We start from the raw sequence: 23432 nt of genomic DNA, 5'->3' as shown, positions 1-23432 counted from the left end.
ATGTCCGAGCATAAACTGCTGATACTGGATGATGATGAGCTGACTGGAGAAACCATCCGCAATGTCGCCGAATATGCAGGTATGTCGGTTCAGGTAACGACCACGGCCAAGGATTTTTTTGTTTCACTGCAAGCGTGGCAACCCTCTCACATTGCGCTTGATTTAATCATGCCTGATATGGATGGTGTAGAAGTCCTGGGCGCATTAGGTGAACAGCAGATCACTGCCAAAATCATTATTACCAGCGGTGTCGGGCATCAGGTTTTACAAGCTGCTGCTCGCTCTGCTGCAGCGCATGGATTAAATATAGTCGGAATTTTACCCAAACCGTTTAACCCCAAAGCGTTCCGTGAACTGATCGATTTGCCTCCACCAAACCTCATGGATTTACTCGATGGGCAACAATTGCAAGCCAGATCCAACGAACCGGCCATTACATCCGATGATGTATCTCAGGCCATTAAAAACCGGGAAATCACGCTGGCTTACCAACCTAAAGTCAGTTGTACCAGCGGCGCTTTAATGGGATTTGAGGTATTGGCTCGCTGGCATCATGCAGAATACGGTTTTATTGCTCCCGACGTATTTATTGCGATTGCCGAACAGAAAAACCTGATTGATGACTTAACTCTTTTGGTTTTCGAGCAAGCTCTCCCCTGGTTTAATCAGTTTTGCCTGCAACAGCGACAGAACCCAGTGACTGCCCAAACCAGTCAATTACTTTGTTCCATCAATATTTCTGCCTTATCGTTACCCAATATCAATTTGTTCAACCAGATTGAGGAATTGTGTCATTTACATAATGTGAAACTTCACAGCATCATGCTTGAGCTCACCGAAACCGGTGCCATGGATGATCCGGTCGCTTCACTGGATATCCTGACCAGATTGCGGATGAAGGGCTTTCAACTTTCCATCGATGATTTTGGTACGGGATTTTCATCCATGTTGCAGCTGGTGCGCATGCCATTTTCCGAAGTAAAAGTGGATAAATCCTTTGTGATGACGGCACAGCAGTCACGTGAATCAAGGCTGGTCATTCAGGCCATCATTGAATTAGCACATAGCCTGGATATGAAAGTGATTGCTGAAGGCATCGAAGACTACGCCACGTTACAGTATCTGCAACAGCAGGGATGTGATAAAGCGCAGGGTTATTTCATAGGCAGACCGCTTCCGGCGGATCAGATTGATCAATGGCTACAGCAACGCAAACTGGCTTTGGAGCAACAACGCTTAAAAGCGCTTGAGTCTATTAATATTATGGATACCCCGGCAGAACAACGTTTTGATCGGATAACACGCCTGGCAAAACGCATGTTTGATGTGCCGGTTGCACTGATTACCTTTCTGGATGATGAGAGACAGTGGTTCAAATCAAAAATAGGTTTGGACGTCAGTGAAACACCCCGAGAGTATGCCTTTTGTAATTACACCATCGAACAAGAAAATAGTTTTATTGTGAACGATGCGACGATTGACCCACGATTTTCTGATAATCCACTGGTCACAGATCCCCCGAATATCCAATTCTATGCGGGTTATCCTTTCAAAGCCCCCAGTGGCGAAAGGCTTGGCGCTATTTGTTTGATCGACCAGAAACCGCGTTATATGAGTGAACGGGATTCCCGCCTGTTACGGGAACTGGCCAAAATGATTGAAGATGAGATCGCCACCAACCAGTTACTTTGTGAGGATCATTTAACCGGGTTACTTAATCGGAAAGGCTTCGAGTTTCGGGCAAGCCATATTTTGCAAATGTGTCGTTCTCAGAATTATGAAGCCTCATTGATATATTTTGATCTGGATAATTTCAAACAGATCAATGATCTCCATGGTCATCAGGCTGGTGATAATGCACTGCTGCAGTTTTCGCAATTGTTAAGCAGTACTTTTCGCGATTCCGATTTAATTGGCCGAATTGGTGGTGATGAGTTTGTCGTCTTAATGGTCAATCAGAATGACACCGATCAATCGGTGATTCTGCAGCGGCTTTCCAGCACTGTGGCGACTTACAATGAATCGATACCTAGCGATATTGATTTACTCTATAGTTTCGGTATTACCACGACAAAATCGTTAAGTGACTATGATCTGCAGCAGCTATACACGCTTGCTGACGAAGCGCTCTACAGTAACAAACGCAACGGACAACAGTTGAATATGGCCATTAATATTAATAGCCAGCCATCTTAATAATCGTTTTTTACGATTAAAACAATCTAAACAAGTTGTTTTATTAATCAATTCCATTTCGTTACACTGCTCGCAACTGAATTATTGTTCAGGTCACATTAACCCTTCAAAGGAGATTAACAATATGACTCAACGTGTCCCTAATGTTGTATTTAAAACCCGTGTCCGTGATGAAAGCATTGGCGGTGATAATCCGTTCCGCTGGCAGGATGTCACTACTGATGACATTTTTAAAGGGAAAAGCGTCATCGTTTTTGCACTGCCCGGCGCTTTCACACCCACCTGTTCAAGCACTCACTTGCCAGGCTACGAAGAACACTACGATGAACTGAAAGCCAAAGGCATTGATGAAGTTTACTGCCTGTCGGTCAACGATGCGTTCACCATGTTCCAATGGGGAAAACGTCAGGAAGTAAACAAGGTCAAATTGCTTCCGGATGGTAACGGTGAATTTACCCGCGGCATGAACATGTTGGTGAAAAAGGAAAATCTGGGCTTTGGTGAGCGTTCATGGCGTTATTCCATGCATGTGGTAGACGGTGAAATCAAACAACTTTTTGCTGAGCCAGGTCAGATGGATAATTGTCCTGATGATCCGTTTGAAGTCAGCGGTGTGGATACCATGCTGGAATATTTGAACAAACAGTAATTGAATACGTCAGCCATGCTTCACCGGACCTGCAGCCATTCAGGTCCGGTGTTTTTTTGCGACATTCAGTGACGAACAGGAGTTTTTCTAGATGCAATATGATTACGATTTATTTGTTATTGGTGCCGGCTCCGGTGGTGTCAGAGCCAGCCGAATGGCGGCATCTTATGGTGCAAAAGTCGCTGTGTGCGAAGATCGTTATCTGGGTGGCACCTGTGTCAATGTAGGCTGCGTGCCTAAAAAACTCTATGTATATGCCTCTGAATACTCAGCTCACTTTACTGATGCCAAAGGCTTTGGCTGGCAGATCGGTAAACCGGCTTTTGACTGGTCAACTCTACGGGATAACAAAACTCAGGAAATCAGTCGTTTAAATGGTGTCTATGAAGGCATTCTGGATCGAGCCAGCGTCGAAATCATTGATGGCAGAGGTAAAATCCTGGATGCTCACACGGTTGAAGTCGATGGTAAAAAATTTACCACTGAACGCATTTTAATTGCGACCGGTGGCTGGCCGTATGTTCCGGAGATTCCGGGTAAAGAACATGCGGTGGATTCAAACGGCATCTTTGATTTAGCTGAGTTTCCAAACCGGTTGGCTGTAGTAGGTGGTGGTTATATTGCCGTGGAGTTTGCCGGTATTTTTCATGGTCTTGGCTCACAGGTCACACAGATCGTCCGTGGTGGCGGGTTATTAAATGGATTTGACAAGGAAATCGCAGAGTTTGCGGCCGAGCAAATACAGCAAAATGGTGTGCATATCCGTTTCAACACTGAAGTCACAGCCATTGAAAAACAATCGGATGGCAGCCTGTATTTAACTATGAGTGATGGTCAGCATCTCACGGTTGATGCGGTATTGTTTGCCACGGGCAGGAAGCCTCATCTTGAAGGTTTGGGGCTGGAAAATGTTAAGGTTAATATTGCTAAAAGTGGTCATATTGAAGTGAATGAGACTTTCCAGACCTCTGAACCGAGTATTTATGCTCTGGGCGATGTAACGGGTGGCATGGAATTAACACCGGTGGCGTTGGCAGAAGGTATGGCATTAGCAGGTTATCTGTTTGATGAACAGCCATGCAAAATGGATTACAGCAATATTGCCACGACCGTATTTTGCCAGCCGAATATTGGCACCGTTGGTATGACCGAAGAGCAGGCTCGCAAGGAATATTCAAATGTGTTGAAATTCCGCTCAAACTTTCGCGCGATGAAAAATACATTAGGCGGTTCGCAGGAACGTACTTTAATGAAGATATTAGTGAATGGTGATAACGATAAGGTTTTGGGCGCGCATATGGTTGGCGAGTCAGCCGGAGAGATCATGCAGGGCATTGCGATTGCAATTAAATGTGGTGCCACCAAGGCTGACTTTGACGCCACCATCGGCATACACCCGACGGCTGCTGAAGAGTTTGTCACCATGCGTACGCCGGTCAGCGATTAATCAGGAAAATCCTGAGTGCTATCGGGTGTTTCACTGATGTTTTAGTTGTCTGATAACGATAATCTACACCTAAGTCAGCAAACGCTGATACTAAATAAGAGGAGAAATATTATGTGGACTAAACCAGAATATTCAGACATGCGTTTCGGTTTCGAAGTAACAATGTACATCTGCAACCGTTAATACGCAGTAGCTAAATCAAAAAGCCTCAATCTTCGGATTGGGGCTTTTTTTTGCCTGCAGGAAACCCCGCCTCATCACATTGGTCAGATTGCCAAATTCATTTCACAACGGATCACCATGAGCAAAATCGCCATCATTGGCAGCGGATTAGCCGGCCTGACTCTGGCCCACCAGCTGCAGCCATTTGCCGAGATCCAACTATTCGATAAAGCTGGACATGCTGGTGGCAGATTAGCCTCCCGTTCAGTTGACCAATTTAGTTTTGATTCCGGGGCTCAATTTTTCACTGTTAAAACCGGGCGTTTTGCTGACTTTATTCAGCCGTTAATCAAACAGCGGGTGATACAACGCTGGGATGCCAATTTTGTGGAGTTCTCCGGTAGCAAACAGATTTCCCGACGCACATGGAATGCAGATTATCCACACTATGTGGGTAGCTCCGATATGCAGGCGATCGGACAGACTCTTGCAGCAAGCTTAAATATTCAGTTTAACTGCAAGGTTACTCGTCTTGAACAATACAATGAGAAATGGCAGCTATTCAGTGACGATCAACTTGTTGCAGAGAATTTAGACTGGGTGATCTGCTGCCTTCCGGCTAAACAAACCGCAGATATGCTACCAGACAATTTTCAGAATCTTAATGTCATTCAGCAAACACAGATGCAGGCGTGTTACGCGCTGATGCTGGGATTTGATGACGCGCCAGAACTCAATTGGCAAGCCGCCCTGGTCAGTGATGCCATCATCAGCTGGATGTCGGTGAATAGCAGCAAGCCATCGCGTCCTGAAGGATTCTCCATGGTGATTCAGGCAAATAATGCTTGGGCCGAAAAACATCTGCAACAGGCAAATGAAATTATTCAGCAATTGATGCTCGCAGAGGTTCAGCGTGTCAGTGGTATCAATACTGCCGAAGCCAGCCATGTGGACTTGAAGCGCTGGGTCTACGCTAACCTTCCCCCCCAAACCGGTCAACCGGCCTACCTTGACACCCAATTAAAACTGGCGGCTTGCGGTGACTGGTGTATTCAGGGTCGTGTTGAAGCAGCTTTCAGCAGTGCAGATGCTTTGGCAGAAAAGCTTATTCCACGATTAATTTAGTTTCTGTTGCTCTTTCATAGCCGCCCTCCGTTGTGAAGGTGGAAAATTAACAACGCTGTCACCGATGCTTCTCAACAAAGTTGACGATAGGCCTAAGTAGCGCCCCATCGCCACGCAACGGTTTTGCCAGTTTGGCAACCATCGCGACATGACCGTAATTGTTAAACTCGACCAATTCGACTGAATTGCCATGTTTTTTCAGCTTCTCAGCCAGCCGATAACTGTTACGTGGCAGCACCGTACGATCATTTTTGCCCACCAGCAGTAATGTCGGTGGATGATCTTCGCGGATGAAATTGACCGGCTGACTTTGCCATTGACTGGCATCATCACCAAAGATCTGCTTTAACGTATTACTTTTTAACGGTAAAAAATCATAGGGGCCGGCCAGACCAAACATGCCACGTAGTTGCCGGGGCTGAAGACCAACTTGCTGTAAATATTCTGGATTAACGGATAACATCGCCGCAATATGTGCCCCTGCCGAATGCCCGCCGATAAACAGCTGGTCGGGATCTCCTCCAAACTCAGCAATATGCTTTATAGTCCAGGCGACAGCCTTGGCAGCATCCTCAATAAATACCGGAAACAGCACTTCAGGGAAGACCCGATAATCTGGAATAACCACGATAATGCCCTGCGATGTGAGCGCTTCTGCCACAAATTTATAGTCTGCTTTTTCCCCGGCCTCCCAGCCACCTCCATAAAAGAAAACGACCGTAGCGGGGTTTTGAGTATCCATCAAGCCGACTGGCTGATAAATATCCAGTTTGAGCCGTTCATGATCGCCATAAATGATATCAGCCTGATGTTGATAACCTGACTCTGGCACCATTGCATTTAACATCGTCACCGGTGCACAGGCGCTGAATGAGAGTGCTGACAGACTACCTAATAAGGTTTTAGTAAATTGGCGAAGCACACACTATTCCTGAAGTTAACCGCCTATCCAGACTGAATCAGCCCGTCAGAGGTTCCTTTAATCGGATCGCTACGCATGGAAACGAAGTTTATTGCAGACCTTTTCTGCATCGCTCAGATTCCGTTTGGCTTTTTGAACACGCTTGTCTTCAATCATCGCGATCATGCCAATCACACCGACGATACTGGCAATCGCTCCGGCAATGCCTCCGGACAACCAGGCTATAAACATTGCCAGACTGATTAGGCCAAACACCTGAACCACCATAAATTGTGAAGCCAGTTTTTCTTTTTGACAGGTGACTAATTTTTGCTCCCAAAGCTGAATCAGTTCGCCCAGCTCATCCTCGGTCAACACATTAAAATTAACATAGTATTCAAGACCAATAATCTCATCGTTATCATTGCGTGAACTCAGATCAATGGTTTCAGCCATTATTTTCAGCGCACTATAGGTATCTTCGTCCTTTTCCATAGTTTCTCCATCAACATTGTTAATTCACTATTACCCAAGCTCCTGTGCGGCTTCCAGAGCGATTTTTCCCAAAATAAGTTTTCACGATATTTTCACCATCGCGGGAACAGACTTATGATTGAATTAACACGTCAAAGGTGATTGTGGTTATGTACCAAAATCGTTATATAACATTGGGATATATACTGTCAGCGCTGACATTGATGTTTACCGGCGTCACTGCCAGTAATGCCTACCAGCCTACCATGGCTTATGTTGAAAATCTGAAGATTGATCTGATATTTGATGATGCCGGCAGTTTTAAAAATGGCCGTGCGGCGGTAATGATTGCCAATCAGGGACGAGCACAATTTGCCATGATCAATTCTGATGGTGACATTCTTTTCACTGCCGATGAAATCAATGATTTAGACAGTGGCGTGACTGCCTACCGGAAAGATAGCTTGTGGGGCGTCGTTGATCGTGATGGACGTATCATTCTGCAGCCAACTTATCCCAGAATTCAATCCTTCAAACAGGGATATGCCGCCTTTATCAAAGACGGTAAATGGGGATTTCTTAATGATGCCGGAGAGGAAATGATTCCAGCTCATTATGACAAAGTCGGCGTATTTTCCGAGGGATTGGCCGCCTTTCAGCAAGATGGGAAATGGGGTTACCTGAATAACCAGGGGCAAGAGGTCATTGCGGCACAATTTGATGAAATTCATATCTTCAGCGAACAACGTGCCGCTGTCAGAATTGATGAAAAATGGGGTTATATTGATAATGAAGGCAAGCTGCTGATTGATATGCAGTTTTCTCAGGTCAGAGTATTTCGTGAAGGGTTTGCTGCGGTGTTGGACAACGGGAAATGGGGCTACATCGATAAAAACGGAGACTGGCTGATAAACGCACAGTTTGAAGAAGCCAAAGCGTTTGGCGAAGGTTTTGCGGTCATCAAACAGAATGGACTTTACGGTTTTATTAATCGTAGCGGTGAAATTGTTATTAAACCCTATTTTGATGATGCCTGGAATTTCAGTGAAGGACTTTCCAGAGTGGAAAAAAACGCCAAGGTGGGTTATATCAATACTACTGGCAAGATGGAAATTGCACCGGAATATGTCTGGGCCTATTCATTTTCAAATGGATTGGCCGTTATCACCCATAACTACCGACAATATGGCTTTATCAACCGGCAGGGTGACGTCGTGATCGAACCACAGTTTGAGCACGCCCATCCGTTTAATGAGGGTTTGGCCGCGATAAAAATCCGCGACAAATGGGGTTATATTTCCAAGGATTAAGCTGACTCTTCCGTTTCGTCACTTTCCTCATCCAGCCAACGATATAAAGTACGGCGGCCAATACCCAGTAACGCCGCAGCGCGGCGTTTATTACCATCGGCTTCTTGTAATACCATGCGGACATACCGTTTTTGCAGCTGTTCCAGAGTAGGTAAAACGGCGCCCGACAATAATGTTTCGTTTCGCGGATCATCCACCGGGTTTGTCACTGACGGCGCAGTTGCAGATTGATTTTCCAGTAGTCTTGCCGGTAAATGTTGTGGCTGCACCCAGTCTTCCGTACAGAAAGCAAACGCTCTTTCCACTACATTCTGCAATTCTCTGACATTCCCCGGAAAAGCATACTGACGAATGATCTCCAAAGCTTTGTCACTGAAACCTTTAATGTTTCGACCTTGTGTTACCTCTAATTGCTGTAAAAACTGTTGGGCCAGAATTTCCCTGTCTTCTTCACGATCCCGCAGAGGTGGAACCGACAAAGCAAAGGTTTCCAGACGATAAAACAGATCCTCGCGGAAACTGCCTTCAACCACTTTTTGTTTTAAATCACGATGGGTTGCGGCGATGATTCGAACATCCACTTTCTCCTCAGTATCCTGCCCCACCGGGCGAATTGAGCCATCCTGCAAAGCCCGCAACAGTTTTGCCTGTAATGCCATTGGCATTTCACCAATTTCGTCCAGTAACAAACTCCCGCCATTGGCTTCCTGCAACAGGCCTTTACGGGATTTCTTGGCGCCGGTAAATGAGCCCGCTGAATGGCCAAAAAATTCGCTTTCTAACAATTCCTGCGGAATACCCGCACAGTTAACCGCTAAAAAAGGCCCGTCGGCACGATCACTTTCAGCATGCAGAGCTTTGGCAACCAGCTCTTTGCCCGTTCCACTTTCGCCGTTAATCAGCACCGGACCTTGCGCACGGCCAATCACTTTAATCTGTTCAAACAGATTACGCATCGCTTCGCTGCGACCAAACATCTGATGAAAACTGGGTTGACGGTTAAGTTTGCGAAACTGAAATAATTCATCATGCAATTTACGTGTCGCCACCACACGTTCAACCGCCAGCAGAAAATGCTCTAAATCCAAAGGCTTGGTAAGAAAATCATCCGCCCCCGCCTGCAACGCCTGAACTGCCTGGCGTACACTGCCAAATGCGGTAATCACAATCAGTCCTGGTCGCTGTTCTTCCGGCCAATGCCTGACCACCTGTTCAACCACGTTCATGCCATCGCCATCAGGTAGCCGCAGATCGGTGACAATCAATGCAGGCTGGTTGATATTAAGCCAGTCAATAGCGGATTGAACCTGGTGATGAACTGCCAGACTCCAACCTTCCGCTTCCAGTTCATCACTAATCAGTCTTGCCAATGCCTGGTCATCTTCAATTAACAGGATTGGTAAGTTTTTGTTCTGCTTCATCTTCATGCTGTTGGTCCAGAATCGTTAGATGGGTTTAAGGGTAAAATCAGCGTGAATCGCGCGCCGCCCAGCGGACTGTTGCTTAATTTCACTTCTCCCTGATGCTCACGCATTATTCTCTGCACAATTGCCAGGCCCAGACCGCTGCCTTCCCCCGGAGCTTTAGTTGTGACAAAAGGCTCAAATACCTGATTCTGCTGATCATCGGTTATGCCTGACCCGGCATCATCAATATGAATATGAAGTTGTCCATCCTTTTGCCAGGAGAGTTCAACCGGCCCCTCAGGACAAGCCTGACAGGCATTACGTAATAAATTGATTAAGGCTTGTTCCAGACTTAACGAATCGCCATTAATTTTAGCCTGCGGTCCTTTGATAAGACTGATTCGATAACCCTGGTCAGCTAACAGGGATTCAGATCTTTCGATCAATGAAGTCACATCCAAATCGCGCATTTGTGCACGAGATGAACGACCAAAGCTGAGTAATTGCTGAATAATCGAGGTCATTCTGGCCGCTTGCTGGCGTATTTCATTTAATTCAGCAATGTCTTTTTCATTCTCCATACGTCTTAATAAACGATTGGCCCGTCCATCGACTACGGTTAACGGCGCACCGAGTTCATGTGCGACGCCTGCAGATAATTGTCCCAGCGCAGCCATCGTTTCAGTCTGTCGCAGTCTTTCAGCCATTTTTTCCCGGGCAGATCGCTGTTGAGCCTCACTGTTTTCTGCCTGTTCAATCGCATCAAGCATTCCATTGAGTCCCTTAGCCAGTTGGCTGATTTCAATAGGTCCTCGTTCTGCTGCCCGATGATGACGATCACCTCGACTGACCCGTCGCATACTCTCAACCAATCGTTGCAGTGGCGTTTCGATCGCCCGCTGATGCGAATAGCTGATGACCCCTAAAATAATTAAAGAAACCAAACCAAAGCCACCCCAGGCCCAATATTTTAATTCGGTCAATTCGCGATCAATATCACTGCGTCGCCGGGTCACTTGCAGCAATCCATTTGGCTGACCGGTGGCATCAAATAACGGCATAAAAAAGGAATACACATGGCGACCACGAATCCGTTCATACTGTGCAAACTCACCCTGCACAATCTGTTCAAGTGCATCGGTAGCCTGTTCCTGAGTGGGATTCACCACACCAAAGCTGCTTAAGCGTTTTCCTTCAGCATCAAATAGGTACGCACCATACACTTCGGTTATTCCAAATACCGAAGCCATACTGTTTTGAAGCTGATCCAGATCCTGCCGCTCCAAAGCTTGCGACACCGGCAGATGAATTGTTCTGGCGACTTGTTGCAAATCCCGTTGCATCCGTTCTTCAATAAACTGGCCCACCATGGATAAACCTATCACCAGAATAACGGCCAATACGATGAGTACTGGTAAAGCAACCTGCATAATCAACACTAAACGCAGGTTGTTGAAAATTGAGGGAAATCGCATTGTTAATGCCTCTCAATGGATGGCTTTATGACACATGAGCCAAAATGACACATGTTATGGCACCGGTCAAGAGAACTCTCTGTTCATCAGGCACTATGAAAAAAAATAAATATATTTAAAATCATACACTTAATTTTTAAGTTCGTTCTGGCATAGAACTCGCAGTGGTCACAGTGTGTTTCACAACCAATAAAGGAAAACACCATGAAAAAAACAGCTACGTTAGTTTCAATCTTAATGGCATTAGGTCTAAGTAGTTCTGCGATGGCAGAACAGGGGTACGGCTCACCGGAGCAGGCTACACCTCAAGCGCCTATGCCTGAAACTGCTCCAGCTGCTGATTTCAGTGATGCAGATCTGCAAAAATTTGCTGATGTACAGGATGATCTTGAAGGAATCCGCAGCGAATATTCTGGTCGTCTGGAAAGCACAGAAGATCCAGATCAAGCAGCTCAGTTACAACAAGAAGCGAGCCAGAAAATGGTTCAGACCGTTCAGGAAACGGGCTTAGATGTTGAAACTTACAGCAATATTGCATTGGCTATTCAAAGCGATCCTGAATTGCGTGATAAAGTGCAATCCATGCTGAACTAAGGTTGTTTTAGCGTCATCTATTGTGAAAAAGCCGGGGTTACCCGGCTTTTTCATTTCTGCTCTACCTGGTTTTGAACCGATAGGCCAGGAGGTACAAAGCAGGCAACACTAATAGCGTTAATAACGTTGATGAGACAATGCCGCCAACCACCACCGTGGCTAATGGTCGTTGTACTTCTGCACCGGTCCCCGTATTCAAAGCCATCGGCAGAAAACCTAAACCTGCCACCAAGGCCGTCATCATTACCGGTCGTAATCGCTGCATCGCTCCCTGAAAAACCGATTCCATAAGCGCTAAGCCCTGTTCACGCAACTGTCGTATAAACGTCAACATCACCACACCGTTTAATACCGCGATGCCTGATAAAGCAATAAATCCCACCGCCGCAGATATGGATAACGGCATATCCCGCAGCATTAATGCAATCAAGCCGCCGGTTAAGGCCATTGGCACACCGGTAAAGATCAATAACGCATCTCGCAGTGAATTAAAGACACTGAACAATAACAGCAGAATCAGTAATAGCGTCACAGGTACCACAACCATCAGACGCTTACTGGCTGACTGCAATTGTTCAAATGTGCCGCCGTATTCCAGCCAATACCCGGCGGGCAAATCAAGTTGTTGTGCGTTCTGCTGAACATCAGCGATAAATGATCCCAAATCTCTGTCGACCACATTGGCACTGACAATCACATGTCTTTTACCGCTTTCACGATTTATCTGATTGGGACCACTGATTTCATGAATATCAGCAATTTCACCCAGTGGAACATACGACAGTTCCGGATCATCGCTATCCGGCAAAGCAATGGGTAATTTTGCCAGCAACTGTGGATTTTTACGTATCTCATCGTCCAGACGAACAACAATGCGGAAGCGTTTATCACCTTCATAAATCAGCCCGGCAGATGTACCACCAATCGCAGTCTGAATATTTTGTTGCAAACTGGCTATATCCAACCCTAATAACGCAAGATGATCACGCTGCGGCTCAATCGACAACATCGGCAAACCGGTAAGTTGTTCCATTCTGACATCTGTGGCACCAGCAACTTCTGACAACAGTTGCTCAGCTCGTTCCCCCAGTTGGTAAAGCGTATCCAGATTATCGCCATATATCCTCAGGGCAACGTCTGCACGCACGCCAGCAATCAATTCATTGAAACGCATTTCAATCGGTTGGGTAAATTCATAAAGATTTCCCGGCACCGCTTCAACACTGTCGCGTAATTTTGACAGGAATTCCGCTTTGCTCAATTGAGGATCAGGCCATTGCTCGATGGGTTGCATAATCACAAATGTATCGGCAACACTCGGTGGCATCGGATCGGTAGCAATATCCGGCGTACCAATTTTTGAATAAACATGCTTAACCTGTGGAAACTCCGCAATTACTGACTCCAGCTGGTTTTGCATCGCCACCGATTGTTCAAGCCCCGTGCCGGTAACCCGTAAGGCATGCAGCGCAATATCCCCTTCATCAAGTTGTGGCAGAAACTCGCTGCCTAAACGCGAACCATAATAAACCGTGATACTGACCATCAGCGTCGCCAATACCACGATTAAAATGGGCAGACGCAAAGACAGACTTAACACCGGACGGTAAATCCAGCGAGCCATTCGCATGAGGAGGTTTTCACGCTCGGCAACTTTGCCTGTAATCAAAATGGCCACCGCGGCAGGGACAAAGGTCACGGCAAACACCAAAGCACCGATTAATGCCGCCACCACTGTAAACGCCATGGGGTGGAACATTTTCCCCTCAACACCACTCAGTGCAAAAATCGGCAGATACACCAGCATGATAATGAACATGCCAAATACCGCCGGATTAAAGACTTCACGCGTGCTTTCAATTACCTCTGCCAAACGTTCCTGCACACTTAACATCCGGCCCAGACGCTGTTGCGCAAGACCCAGTCGTCGCAAAGCGTTTTCCACGACAATGACGGCACCATCAACAATCAGACCAAAATCAATCGCTCCCAGGCTCATCAAATTTCCCGATACCCGATTGCTTACCATGCCGGTAACGGCAAATAACATGCTTAACGGTATAACCAAGGCGGTTATCAGTGCTGCCCGAATATTGCCCAACATTAAAAACAACACCACGACAACCAGTAAAGCGCCCTCAAACAAGTTTTTCTGCACCGTTTTAAGGGTTCTTTCCACAAGTGTGGTTCGGTCGTAAACCGCTTCAGCCAGGATACCTTCGGGCAAACTCTGGTTCACCTGTTCCAATCGCTCGGCAACCGCTTTCGCGACCACTCGACTGTTTTCGCCGATCAACATAAAAGCCGTGCCTAACACTGTTTCCTTACCATCCCGGGTGGCTGCGCCAGTACGCAACTGTTTTCCATAAAATACCTTGGCCACATCCGCCACCCGAATCGGTGTGTCATCACGTTTGGTAATAACCACATTACGAATATCTTCAAGTGAGGATAATTGTCCGGGAGAACGTACCAGCCATTGCTCGCCATTGCGTTCGATATAACCAGCACCCGTGTTCTGGTTGTTGCGGATTAATGCCTCACCCAGCTCGGACAGGCTGACCTTGTAGGCCAGTAATTTAGCAGGATCGGGGGCCACCTGATATTCACGCTCATAGCCACCAATGCTATTAATTTCGGTGACTCCCGGTACTTTCACCAATTGGGGCCGGATAATCCAGTCCTGTATGGTACGTAAGTCTTCTGCCGAATAAGGTTTGCCATCTGCCTTCAACGCATCCGCTCTGGCAGTGACACTGTAGGTAAACACTTCTCCAAGACCGGTTGCTATAGGCCCCATCTGGGGTTCTATTTTCGCGGGTAACTCAGAGCGAACACCTTGAAGACGTTTATTTATCAACTGCCTGGCGAGATATATATCAGTATCTTCTTCAAACACCACCGTGACCTGAGATAAACCATATCGCGATAACGAACGGGTATAGTCCAGATTGGGTAACCCAGCCATCGCATTTTCAACACTATAGGTAATCCGTTGTTCAACCTCTAATGGTGAATACCCCTCTGCCTCGGTATTAATCTGCACCTGGATATTGGTAATATCCGGTACGGCATCAATATTAAGCTGAAAAACATTGTAAGCGCCCACTCCAGCTATAAGCACTGTTAATAAAAGCACCAGCCATCGGCGCTCGACAGAAAATCGTACAATAAAATTAATCATCTTCTGCTCCAAAGGTCTTAGTGATCATGGGTGGCGCCGGACTTGAGCACCTCCGCCTTGAGCAGAAAACTATTTGTTGTCACGTATTCACTGCCGGGTTTCAGGCCTGAAAGCACCTCGATATAGTCCTTATCCGGCTTGCCCAGTTGAAGCATTCTGACTTCAAAGGTATTTCCATAACGGACAAACACCACCGGCATATCACGATAAAGTTGAATGGCATTGCGTTTTACCGCTAATTCAGCAGGATATTGCTCCACGGTCACTTCAGCATTGATATGCATGCCGGGCCGCCAATGTCCTTCAGCATTAGTAATTTCAGCACGGGCGCGAGCAATATGTCCGCCTGTCATTTTGGGCGAGATATAGCTGATCTTTCCCTCAGCCGATTCATGTTGGTGTAAGTCCTTGACGACAACCGGCATACCGACACGTAACTGTTCGATATCCGCTGGAAACATCGACAACTCTATCCAGACCCGTGATAAATCACTGATTTCCAGCAAACTGCCCATATCACTGTGATCGCCTACATTGGCCATACGCTCGGTTATCTCACCGTTTGCAGGACTACGGATAGAATAACTTTGTAAAGTGGTTTGATTACGAACGGTCACTAACACCTGGTCTTTTTTGACCTTGTCGCCAGTGTTGACCAGCACTGATTCAATAATGCCGGGATAGGGAGCATGCACCCGATACTGGCGATCCTCCGCAACACTGACTACACCATAAAGAGCGTTGGTTATTGATAAGGTATGAGGCCCAGCCAGCTCTGTTTCTATTCCTGATAGTGTTATCATGCGATCCGTTATCGTGCTGCGACCTTCAAAACTGTCAAAATGCCAGTGATGTGAATTGCCCTGGTATTCTGCTTCCACAACCACTTCAAACGAATGGGGCTCTTCAATAACCGTATCCCCCAGCAGATAGTCTGCTTCGGCGATAAAGTCGATAAGATTCTGTTCATCATCCAGACGAGTTAACGTCACGGTTAAATTGATCTGCCCGGGATCGACCGGCTTTCCCTGTTGATAGGCATAAACCCGCATTTCTGGCGGCACGCCTTGTTCATAAATGGTTATTTCCAAGGCAAAATCGTCGTTTTCCAATAACCGTCCGCCATGTGGCCCTTCGATAGGTTCTTCATGATCATGTTGTTCGTTGTGATCATGCTCAGTTGCCGCTAGAACCACCGAACTCATCAGTGCCAGCAGGCTAAAACATAATGTGATTAATTTCATGAAGCTATTCCTGATAACTGGCAGTAAAGATTGAACGACTCAAGGGCATCCCGGTTAACCGCTCCAACTCAAGTAGCTGGAGATGCACTGCAGTTTGTGCCTCGATCAGGTCGCGCTCTACGCTGAATGATTCGATCTGTGCATCAATCCATTGCAACACGTTGTATTGGCCTGTTTGATAACCGGTTTCAGTCTGTTTCAACAATTCTTGGGTCAACGGAACAAGTTTTTCTTGCAACCTATCGATTTGTTGATGGTTATTCAGCATGGCCTGATAGATTTCCAGTAAAGCCATTCGCAATTCAGTCTGAGTCAGCTGTTGCTGCAGAATTCCAGCTTCATAGTCTGCATGGGCTGCAGCGATATTGCCCTGATTGCGATCGTATAACTGCAACGGCATCGAAAAACTGAACACCAGAGCGTTGTCATTTTGTCCTTCCAAACGCCGAATACCGGCACCAAAGCTGAAATCAGCTGTGGATTTTGCCTCACTCAGCCGTAATTGCGCTTCACGTAAGCGAATTAAAGAATGAGTTTGTAAAAAAGCGGGGGAACTTAGAATGGCCTGTTCCAGTGTTTCCTGTTCCGGCAATGATGGCAATTGCTGCAATTGCCCTTCCAACTGAGCAAAATCAACCTCATCTCCCCAGCTAGCGGCTAATTGCTGGTAGGCCAGTTTACGTTCTCCATTGAGCTGCTGCTGTCTGGACTCTGACCGTTCAAGCAAAAGCTGCATCCGTAATACATCAGCCTGTCCAACAGCACCGGCAGACGCGCGTTGTTGTATCACCGCCAGGGCCTGCTGCTCAATTTGAATACGCCGTTGATTCCAGGTTAATAACGCATCGACTCGTAATGCCTGCAGATACCTGGCGGCCACATCAGACAAAGTATCCAGGCGTTGCCGCTCAAAATCCTGTTGCAACTGACTGGACCGGGCGTCGACCAGATCAACGCGCTTCAAACGTTTATCGCCCATTTCAATCAGCTGACTTAACGATAGCGTTAGTTCTGCACCGGAAAGACCACGGCTCTGCCCCGTACCCAATACATTTTCCAAATCAGCCTGCAGTTGTGGATTAGGCGGCAAGCCGGCCTGCCGTTTCTGCGCTTCCAGTGCCCGCTGTTGATAGGGAAATTGTTGCAGTTGTGGGCTTTGCAGTAAGGTGCGTTCGATCGCCGTTGTCAGATTAAGACTCGGCTGGTTTTCTGCTCGTGCGGGCATGGCCCATAAAGTCAAAGCTAAGAGTAACGGGCAGATCAATAGCCTGTTAGCGAACAAATTCGATTGATAATTCATGATGAACTCCATAACACCACCCGCTGAGAAGCCGGCAGTAAAACATTAAGTTGTTTAAAACGTTATGGAATTAAGCGTTGGGGGGTGGTAACAGGGGCGAATAATACAAGGTAACCAGCTGACTGCTACTGGTTCGGCTGACAGCGTCCGCTGTCAGAGTATGAAGAATCATAGTGAAACTGACTAAATCAGCAATCAGATGCAGGTGCAACTGATGATCATGATCGACATTATCGTGATGCTGTCCATGATCTGCATGACTATGAACGATGCTCAAATGCGCTGAATAATGATCATCCGGCTGATGAGCGACAGACGCAGTCACACCACTGACCATCAATAAATTGATGATAACAAATACCGCAGTCAGCATACGCAGTCGTAAAGTCATCGATAAATCTTAGCTTAAAAACATGATAAAAGTCAGCCTTTTAACAGTACGGCATTCTCAGGTACATTCTGCTTGAGCTTGTCACAGTCACCCTGAGCAGGTTGCTGCTCAGGAGTACGGTTTTTATACCAGATGCGACAAAATCCCGGTGAAGGAATATATTCGGCAGGTACCGCACTGGATGAGCCGGAATACCGGTCAGTATTGACCACGCTATAGGCAGCACAGCTAGTCAATGCAACGAATATCGGCAAAGGCAGCAGTCGATAAAATCGCGGTGTCAATATTCTCATCGGTTTATCCTCACATATTGATTATCGAGAGATAATCAAACACCCATTAATTATGAGCGATCTTGGCGCTATTTGCAGCAGCTTTATCAACACTGGTAAAGGCAATCAGATTAGCAAAAAAACCAATCACTAATGCATCAATTTGCCACGGTTGCTGCAACATGACATTCCAGATTATGGCTGAACCGATACCTGCTACTACACCGGCAATAAACCGTTTACGACTCACATAACAGCCAAGAATCGCCATCATCAGAGGTACCAAAACCGTCGGAGCCCAGAAGTTATAGGCGTATATCAAAATATCAATCACGCTATCAATCGACAGGGCAAAAACCATCGACGCAATACCCACCAGCAATGTGACCACACGAGCGAGCATTAATTCTGCTTTGGCTGTTAATGGGATTTTACGCAAAGGCGTGACAATATCGTTACTGAAAGCAATCGAAGCTGAGTTTAAAAATGAATCTGCAGAAGACATGATAATCGAGACAATCGCAGCGGCCACAATACCCTGCATAATGGGCGGAACGGCCTGCTGAATGACATAAGGCATCGCTAAATTAGCATCTAAGGTCGGCTGCATGGCTAATGCCACCAGACCGATTAAACCGGTAACAGCAAAAAATGGAATTGAAAACAAGCCGCTCAATAAAGAACCACGGATAACATTTTTACTGCTTTTGCCAATTAATAAACGCTGCAGGTAAGGCGGCACTAATGTTTCACCCAGCATAAACGTCATAAATAATGATAATAACGCGATAATCGCTAATGGCTCCGTCGGCAGCGTCAGATGCGCTTCGGGTAAATTAGTTTGCATGGCCTGCCAGCCACCGACATGCTGCAAACCAAAATACAGTGTCATCGGAATGCCGACGGCAAGCACAATAAACTGAATAATATCGGTCCAGACCACCGAGCGCATACCGCCGACTGTTGCATACGCAATAACAATACCGCAGCCAATCAACACTCCCCAGACACGATCTACATCGAGAAACAGATTAAACACATAGCCCATCGCACCGATTTGTGCGCCGAGAATACCTGCGCATAAGGCCAGAGAAAATACGCCACTGAACAGACGTGCTCCCTTGCCATAATGCTCATCCATAATGTCACCGACCGAAATGGCATTGGGATAACGCATCATTTGTGGCGCAATATATTTTGCAACCAATATTTCTTTTACGCTGAAACCCCATAAGGCCACAATATTACTGATACCGACCAGAAATACTTTTTCGGCATTACCCATTGAAAATCCACCGCCGATAAATGAGGCTGATAACGTGGCAAAAATCACCAGTGTGCCGAAGGATTTACCAGCCAGAGCATAATCACGCATGTTTTTTATGCCACGTCCCGCCCATAAACCAATAAGCAAAACAAAAAACAGGTAGACAATTACAACCAAAGTTTCCATATTCAGTTTGTTCCATTGAGTGAGGTCTGGAATGAAGCTTACGTGGTTTTCAGGCATTAAAAAACCACCCGAGCACATTGGACTGGGGTGGTTTGAATGATTCTTCCGTAAAAGCGTTAATTAAGCCATTAAACTTTTACATTAACGATGTTACCCAAGTTGCCCTGTGGCATCGGAACAGCATCGAGTAGCTTTAATACTGCCTGACCCTGAGCTTCAATCTGATCATTGCTTAATTTAAGCGTTGCGACCATTTGTTGCTGGGCAGATTGCTGTACGGACAACTGGGTTGCCATTGCAGCAACGTTCGTTGTTTCCATAATCGACTCCCTTGTGAACTAAAACTGTTATCGGCAGCTTACTTCAAAACTTTATCGGCAACTTGTTCAATAACAAATCCCAATGTCTGCCGTATTTCGTTTCTCGGTTGCTCTTCAAATTCAGCAATTTCAGCAGCAGAATGGCCTTCAGACCAATGCTGTCGCGCGATACGCATTTGATCTATCGTTAATGAACTGAGGACTTCGGCTGTCATTTTATCTTCAATAAACTCAGGATCAACTTCGCTTATTTCCAATTCAAACGGCGCTGGCACTCTTTCCTGCTGCCCCCATCTTTCAAGCAATAGCCCTGCTTTTGTGAGCCGTTCCTTACGTTGATTTTGTAAGGTTTCTATCCGCATTTTACCTGCGGTACGGTTCAGTTTTTTCCCCACAGCACACCTACCTGATATCAACGAACTGAAAGCGAATGTTAATTCACGACAAACTATTATGCTGGATATCAAAAAGCTTTATTTTTCGTCAAAAAAACGTTTAAAAACGTTCTTTGCAGCATTACGCGTCTCTTCATTGTAACCGACAAACAGCCCGGCAAGTAAAGTAGCCATAACGGATTTTCCTGGATGTTGATGAATCATCTTACTTACCGCTGGGGTTATTACGGCTTGCAGAATATTTTCAATATCATCCACATTCGGTGTTTTATCTTTGGGTATGGCTGGCGAAGCTATTTTGGTTCGATAAACAGCAAATTTCGCTATTAATATCACCAAAATAGCTGCCAAGGCATATCCTCCTGCTGTGATAACTGCAGCGATATTGGGAGGGTAGTGAACCAACAATGCCAGATAAACTGCAAAGCCTGCGAACCCGAGCGCAAATATGCCTAACAGCGTTGCCAATGATAATGCCACGGTATTAATTTGTACTCTAGAACGCCAGCTCATGCTTATCTCCTGCTACTCATTTCCACATATATTTTAAGCCAGCTTAACGATCCAGAATTTTTCCAAGAACCAAACCAATACCAAAAGCAACAGCCATGCTGCTATATGGATGGCTTTCAACTTCACCTTGAACTTTGGTAAAAGACTCTTTTACTTGATCCTGCGCCTGTCCTGCAGCGACTTTGACACGATCCTGACTTTCCTTGGCGTAAGCCGTCGTCATTTCTCGTAATGTTTTTGTCACTTCTGCAAAATCTTTACGCAATGTATCCAGTTGTTCCTGAAGTTCCTGATTAGTAGCTTGAGTTGTTGCCATTGAACTATCTCCTTGTAATAAAGTTATCTGCCACAAAAGAAGGCAGTTACAAATCTGACAGCTTAGTTAAGCTGATTACTTCAATCGATTAATCTGTTGCATCCTCAATAGCATCACCTGCTTCTTCAACACTCTCATCTATCGCTTCACCCGCTTCTTCCGCAGGGCCCTGGTTATCACAAGCCGTAATAAAACCAACACTTGAGAGAGCAAAAGTCATCAGTAAAATTTTAGCTAAAATCCGAAAAGAATTAGAATCCGTATTGTTTAACATAATTATGTTCCTCATTTAATAGCGTTTATGGATGTTATTTTACGGAAACGCTGTTAAATATTAATCAGCGTTTGAAAAATGTATATTTTGTCACTTTGACTAGTGTACTCCCAAGCTAACTTTTTAAGTTAAATTTTGCTTTAACCTGTGTTAAGGAGCTTTTTTTATAATCGTCCTATCGTGTAAATCCATTCAACATTAAACAAGGACATACCATGATTAGTTGGGCGTTAACATTTCTAATTGTTGCAATCATTGCAGGTGCTTTAGGACTATCGGGTGTTGCCGGTACAGCAAGTAGCATTGCCTGGATTTTATTTGTTGTTGGGTTAGTCCTTGCACTGATATTTTTTATAACTGGACGCCGACCTCCTCTCTAAAATAATTCAATCTGAATAAATAAAAATACTAACCCATAAATAACTTTTTCGGGTCTGTTTATAAATTTAACACGTATATTGTTACCAGATTGAAATGAAATAACTGTCACCCCAATCATTTAATATTATTTTGAAACGGGTCCCGTTCAAATTAATTTAAATGATTTCCTTTGACACTGCCCGTTTAATGGGTGGTGTCTTTTTTTTGAATCATGCTTAAACCTATATAGATTGACTTAAGCTGGTTCAGGGGTATATTTCACTTCCATCATAAATTCTTAGTGGATATAAGGGACGCTTATGAGTTCATCTTTGCCTGGCAGTTGTATTGTTCATCAGTTTCAAAAGTTTGCAGATCTTAATGAACACGAAATCAGCTTATTAATGGCATTGGAAAAAGATCCTCGGGAGTTCACCGCTGATCAGCCCATGGCAATTGAAGGAGGCAAAGCAGAACGTTTTTTTACCCTTCAGTCAGGCTGGGCCTGTGCGACACGAACACTTGCAGATGGTCAGCGACAGGTTCTGGATATTTTTCTGCCAGGACAGATCCTTGGCCTGCGTGAAATCAGTTTTGATCGCAATCTTTCCGAGTTTCGGACATTAACCGAAGTAAAAGCCTGCCCGTTTCCTCGCCAGCGTTTAACCGAAATTTTTGATCAGGCGCCTCGTTTAACCGATCTGTTTTTCCTGATTCTTGCCCGTGAACAATCCATGCTGATTGAACGGGTAATCAATATTGGTCGTCGCAGTGCAGTTGAGAGACTGGCGCATTTTATTGTGGAAATGAAAGTCAGGCTGAATGTCGATACCGACCAGTTTGAACTGCCAATGAACCAAACGGTTATCGGTGACACGTTAAGTCTTTCATCAGTACATGTCAGCCGCACATTTAAAGTATTACGGGATGAAGGTTTACTCGAATCCCATAATGGCAATATTCAAATCCTGGATCTGGAAGGCCTCATTGAAATATCCGGTTTTGACCGAAATTACCTGGACAGCCACTCTAACTGGGCCAGACAGGATTAAGATTTACTGAAGCGCTCAATCATACTCACATCATTCACATAATCAATATCAGCTAACACACCCTGATAATCCGTTTTGATTTTGTGAATCTTTTCAATATCCCTTTCTAGCAGTTTTTTGGCACCGGAATCTCCCTTCAGTGCCAACAACTCATCCTTATAACAAGCTTTAAAGCCAACAGGATGGCCTCGCCTATGCTCAAAATAAGGTGCTGTAATATCGGCACCCAATATTAAATTCTGATGAACCTGCGTTAATACCGATCTCGGGATTAATGGCATATCTGCCAGACCAATCACCCAGCCATCAGCATTTACATTAGCTGCAATTGCGGCGCTCAGGCTATGCCCCATGCCCAACGTCGCGGTTTGGCATTCAATCACGTTAATTTCAGTATTATGAAATTCAGCAACGTTCTGAATAGTTTGTCTCAATAACGGTGTATCCGTTCTGATAACAACTGATAATGTATCTAACGCTGAAATCCAGGCTGACAAAGTGTGCTGAATTAAAGGCTGTCGTATACCGGCAATGGTTAACTCATATAACAGTTTGTCTGGGCCAAAACGGGATGACTTTCCGGCGGCTAACAGGATTCCTGAGATTTTCGACATCTAAG

The 23432-nt window shown here is 45.6% G+C and carries 25 protein-coding genes; 9 read left to right on the top strand and 16 right to left on the bottom strand.

Going from position 1 to position 23432, the window contains the following annotated elements; translation table 11 throughout:
- The 5 genes from B2W60_RS10125 (at position 1) to B2W60_RS10105 (ending at position 5579) form a co-directional block, all read left to right on the top strand.
- Positions 1-2196 (top strand): EAL domain-containing protein, encoded by a 2196-nt coding sequence (locus B2W60_RS10125; RefSeq protein WP_292360927.1) that lies wholly within the window; start codon positions 1-3, stop codon positions 2194-2196.
- 124 nt (positions 2197-2320) lie between these two features.
- A complete protein-coding gene (locus B2W60_RS10120) occupies positions 2321-2845 on the top strand; it encodes a peroxiredoxin (RefSeq protein WP_292360928.1) in 525 nt (174 codons plus the stop codon).
- Positions 2846-2936: 91 nt separating this feature from the next.
- On the top strand, positions 2937-4292 hold the full coding sequence (gene gorA, locus B2W60_RS10115) for a glutathione-disulfide reductase (protein WP_292360930.1): 1356 nt from the start codon (positions 2937-2939) through the stop codon (positions 4290-4292).
- 111 nt (positions 4293-4403) lie between these two features.
- Entirely contained in the window at positions 4404-4475 is a 72-nt protein-coding gene (pqqA, locus tag B2W60_RS10110) for a pyrroloquinoline quinone precursor peptide PqqA (RefSeq protein ID WP_081443609.1), read from the top strand.
- Between the two features lie 117 nt (positions 4476-4592).
- Entirely contained in the window at positions 4593-5579 is a 987-nt protein-coding gene (locus B2W60_RS10105) for an NAD(P)/FAD-dependent oxidoreductase (RefSeq protein ID WP_292360932.1), read from the top strand.
- Positions 5580-5637: 58 nt separating this feature from the next.
- Here the strand turns inward: B2W60_RS10105 and B2W60_RS10100 are convergent, their stop codons facing one another.
- A complete protein-coding gene (locus B2W60_RS10100; RefSeq protein ID WP_292360934.1) occupies positions 5638-6501 on the bottom strand; it encodes an alpha/beta hydrolase in 864 nt (287 codons plus the stop codon).
- 69 nt (positions 6502-6570) lie between these two features.
- Positions 6571-6975 (bottom strand): hypothetical protein, encoded by a 405-nt coding sequence (locus B2W60_RS10095; RefSeq protein ID WP_292360936.1) that lies wholly within the window; start codon positions 6973-6975, stop codon positions 6571-6573.
- Between the two features lie 149 nt (positions 6976-7124).
- On the opposite strand from B2W60_RS10095, the gene B2W60_RS10090 reads away from it, so the two are divergent.
- A complete protein-coding gene (locus B2W60_RS10090; protein ID WP_292360938.1) occupies positions 7125-8264 on the top strand; it encodes a WG repeat-containing protein in 1140 nt (379 codons plus the stop codon).
- Here the strand turns inward: B2W60_RS10090 and B2W60_RS10085 are convergent.
- Positions 8261-9691 (bottom strand): sigma-54-dependent transcriptional regulator, encoded by a 1431-nt coding sequence (locus tag B2W60_RS10085; RefSeq protein WP_292360940.1) that lies wholly within the window; start codon positions 9689-9691, stop codon positions 8261-8263. The two genes, B2W60_RS10090 and B2W60_RS10085, sit on opposite strands and share 4 nt — an antisense overlap.
- Positions 9688-11145 carry a sensor histidine kinase gene (locus tag B2W60_RS10080; protein ID WP_292360942.1) on the bottom strand — a complete coding sequence of 486 codons (1458 nt, stop codon included), beginning with the start codon at positions 11143-11145 and terminating at the stop codon, positions 9688-9690. Before B2W60_RS10080 ends, B2W60_RS10085 begins: the two co-directional genes overlap by 4 nt.
- A gap of 204 nt (positions 11146-11349) precedes the next feature.
- Between B2W60_RS10080 and B2W60_RS10075 the strand changes: the two genes are divergently transcribed.
- Positions 11350-11739, top strand: coding sequence for a DUF4168 domain-containing protein (locus tag B2W60_RS10075; RefSeq protein WP_292360944.1), 390 nt, complete (start codon positions 11350-11352; stop codon positions 11737-11739).
- A gap of 61 nt (positions 11740-11800) precedes the next feature.
- On the opposite strand, the gene B2W60_RS10070 is transcribed toward B2W60_RS10075, so the two are convergent.
- The 11 genes from B2W60_RS10070 to B2W60_RS10020 form a co-directional block, all read right to left on the bottom strand.
- Complete coding sequence (locus B2W60_RS10070; protein WP_292360946.1) at positions 11801-14923, bottom strand: efflux RND transporter permease subunit; 3123 nt, start codon at positions 14921-14923, stop codon at positions 11801-11803.
- Between the two features lie 17 nt (positions 14924-14940).
- Positions 14941-16167 carry an efflux RND transporter periplasmic adaptor subunit gene (locus B2W60_RS10065; RefSeq protein ID WP_292360948.1) on the bottom strand — a complete coding sequence of 409 codons (1227 nt, stop codon included), beginning with the start codon at positions 16165-16167 and terminating at the stop codon, positions 14941-14943.
- Positions 16168-16171: 4 nt separating this feature from the next.
- Positions 16172-17467 (bottom strand): TolC family protein, encoded by a 1296-nt coding sequence (locus B2W60_RS10060; protein WP_292360950.1) that lies wholly within the window; start codon positions 17465-17467, stop codon positions 16172-16174.
- 70 nt (positions 17468-17537) lie between these two features.
- Positions 17538-17858, bottom strand: a complete 321-nt coding sequence (locus tag B2W60_RS10055) for a hypothetical protein (protein WP_292360952.1) — start codon at positions 17856-17858, stop codon at positions 17538-17540.
- Positions 17859-17890: 32 nt separating this feature from the next.
- On the bottom strand, positions 17891-18151 hold the full coding sequence (locus tag B2W60_RS10050; RefSeq protein WP_292360954.1) for a hypothetical protein: 261 nt from the start codon (positions 18149-18151) through the stop codon (positions 17891-17893).
- A 46-nt stretch (positions 18152-18197) separates the two neighbouring features.
- On the bottom strand, positions 18198-19583 hold the full coding sequence (locus B2W60_RS10045) for a sodium:solute symporter family protein (RefSeq protein ID WP_292360955.1): 1386 nt from the start codon (positions 19581-19583) through the stop codon (positions 18198-18200).
- 128 nt (positions 19584-19711) lie between these two features.
- On the bottom strand, positions 19712-19903 hold the full coding sequence (locus tag B2W60_RS10040; protein WP_292360957.1) for a hypothetical protein: 192 nt from the start codon (positions 19901-19903) through the stop codon (positions 19712-19714).
- Between the two features lie 38 nt (positions 19904-19941).
- Positions 19942-20298, bottom strand: a complete 357-nt coding sequence (locus tag B2W60_RS10035) for a hypothetical protein (protein ID WP_292360959.1) — start codon at positions 20296-20298, stop codon at positions 19942-19944.
- A 78-nt stretch (positions 20299-20376) separates the two neighbouring features.
- Complete coding sequence (locus B2W60_RS10030; RefSeq protein ID WP_292360961.1) at positions 20377-20811, bottom strand: phage holin family protein; 435 nt, start codon at positions 20809-20811, stop codon at positions 20377-20379.
- A 43-nt stretch (positions 20812-20854) separates the two neighbouring features.
- The gene (locus B2W60_RS10025; protein WP_292360963.1) at positions 20855-21127 is read right to left on the bottom strand and encodes a DUF883 family protein; all 273 of its coding nucleotides are present in this window, start codon (positions 21125-21127) and stop codon (positions 20855-20857) included.
- An 88-nt stretch (positions 21128-21215) separates the two neighbouring features.
- Positions 21216-21401: a hypothetical protein gene (locus tag B2W60_RS10020; RefSeq protein ID WP_292360965.1), complete on the bottom strand. Its 186-nt coding sequence runs from the start codon at positions 21399-21401 to the stop codon at positions 21216-21218.
- A gap of 215 nt (positions 21402-21616) precedes the next feature.
- On the opposite strand from B2W60_RS10020, the gene B2W60_RS10015 reads away from it, so the two are divergent.
- Both B2W60_RS10015 and B2W60_RS10010 read left to right on the top strand, forming a co-directional pair.
- Positions 21617-21781 (top strand): DUF1328 domain-containing protein, encoded by a 165-nt coding sequence (locus B2W60_RS10015; protein ID WP_292360967.1) that lies wholly within the window; start codon positions 21617-21619, stop codon positions 21779-21781.
- Positions 21782-22081: 300 nt separating this feature from the next.
- Positions 22082-22813 carry a Crp/Fnr family transcriptional regulator gene (locus tag B2W60_RS10010; protein WP_292360969.1) on the top strand — a complete coding sequence of 244 codons (732 nt, stop codon included), beginning with the start codon at positions 22082-22084 and terminating at the stop codon, positions 22811-22813.
- Here the strand turns inward: B2W60_RS10010 and B2W60_RS10005 are convergent.
- Entirely contained in the window at positions 22810-23427 is a 618-nt protein-coding gene (locus B2W60_RS10005; protein ID WP_292360971.1) for a nucleotidyltransferase family protein, read from the bottom strand. The genes B2W60_RS10010 and B2W60_RS10005 overlap by 4 nt on opposite strands.
- Positions 23428-23432 lie beyond the last annotated feature (5 nt).

The sequence above is a fragment of the Methylophaga sp. UBA2496 genome (assembly GCF_002341635.1).
Lineage (GTDB): Bacteria > Pseudomonadota > Gammaproteobacteria > Nitrosococcales > Methylophagaceae > Methylophaga.
Note: the sequence above shows the minus strand (reverse complement) of the source record. Positions and strands in the feature narration are given on the sequence as shown.

Bases quoted from the DNA above. Each gene is read 5' to 3' on its own strand.
- B2W60_RS10105 (WP_292360932.1), top strand. From the start codon at position 4,593: ATGAGCAAAATCGCCATCATTGGCAGCGGATTAGCCGGCCTGACTCTG.
- B2W60_RS10030 (WP_292360961.1), bottom strand. From the start codon at position 20,811: ATGAGCTGGCGTTCTAGAGTACAAATTAATACCGTGGCATTATCATTG.
- B2W60_RS10010 (WP_292360969.1), top strand. From the start codon at position 22,082: ATGAGTTCATCTTTGCCTGGCAGTTGTATTGTTCATCAGTTTCAAAAG.
- B2W60_RS10060 (WP_292360950.1), bottom strand. From the start codon at position 17,467: ATGAATTATCAATCGAATTTGTTCGCTAACAGGCTATTGATCTGCCCG.
- B2W60_RS10055 (WP_292360952.1), bottom strand. From the start codon at position 17,858: ATGACTTTACGACTGCGTATGCTGACTGCGGTATTTGTTATCATCAAT.
- B2W60_RS10045 (WP_292360955.1), bottom strand. From the start codon at position 19,583: ATGGAAACTTTGGTTGTAATTGTCTACCTGTTTTTTGTTTTGCTTATT.
- B2W60_RS10125 (WP_292360927.1), top strand. From the start codon at position 1: ATGTCCGAGCATAAACTGCTGATACTGGATGATGATGAGCTGACTGGA.
- B2W60_RS10025 (WP_292360963.1), bottom strand. From the start codon at position 21,127: ATGGCAACAACTCAAGCTACTAATCAGGAACTTCAGGAACAACTGGAT.
- B2W60_RS10050 (WP_292360954.1), bottom strand. From the start codon at position 18,151: ATGAGAATATTGACACCGCGATTTTATCGACTGCTGCCTTTGCCGATA.
- B2W60_RS10095 (WP_292360936.1), bottom strand. From the start codon at position 6,975: ATGGAAAAGGACGAAGATACCTATAGTGCGCTGAAAATAATGGCTGAA.
- B2W60_RS10040 (WP_292360957.1), bottom strand. From the start codon at position 19,903: ATGGAAACAACGAACGTTGCTGCAATGGCAACCCAGTTGTCCGTACAG.
- B2W60_RS10015 (WP_292360967.1), top strand. From the start codon at position 21,617: ATGATTAGTTGGGCGTTAACATTTCTAATTGTTGCAATCATTGCAGGT.
- B2W60_RS10085 (WP_292360940.1), bottom strand. From the start codon at position 9,691: ATGAAGATGAAGCAGAACAAAAACTTACCAATCCTGTTAATTGAAGAT.
- B2W60_RS10080 (WP_292360942.1), bottom strand. From the start codon at position 11,145: ATGCGATTTCCCTCAATTTTCAACAACCTGCGTTTAGTGTTGATTATG.
- B2W60_RS10020 (WP_292360965.1), bottom strand. From the start codon at position 21,401: ATGTTAAACAATACGGATTCTAATTCTTTTCGGATTTTAGCTAAAATT.
- B2W60_RS10090 (WP_292360938.1), top strand. From the start codon at position 7,125: ATGTACCAAAATCGTTATATAACATTGGGATATATACTGTCAGCGCTG.
- gorA (WP_292360930.1), top strand. From the start codon at position 2,937: ATGCAATATGATTACGATTTATTTGTTATTGGTGCCGGCTCCGGTGGT.
- B2W60_RS10070 (WP_292360946.1), bottom strand. From the start codon at position 14,923: ATGATTAATTTTATTGTACGATTTTCTGTCGAGCGCCGATGGCTGGTG.
- B2W60_RS10120 (WP_292360928.1), top strand. From the start codon at position 2,321: ATGACTCAACGTGTCCCTAATGTTGTATTTAAAACCCGTGTCCGTGAT.
- B2W60_RS10075 (WP_292360944.1), top strand. From the start codon at position 11,350: ATGAAAAAAACAGCTACGTTAGTTTCAATCTTAATGGCATTAGGTCTA.
- B2W60_RS10065 (WP_292360948.1), bottom strand. From the start codon at position 16,167: ATGAAATTAATCACATTATGTTTTAGCCTGCTGGCACTGATGAGTTCG.
- B2W60_RS10005 (WP_292360971.1), bottom strand. From the start codon at position 23,427: ATGTCGAAAATCTCAGGAATCCTGTTAGCCGCCGGAAAGTCATCCCGT.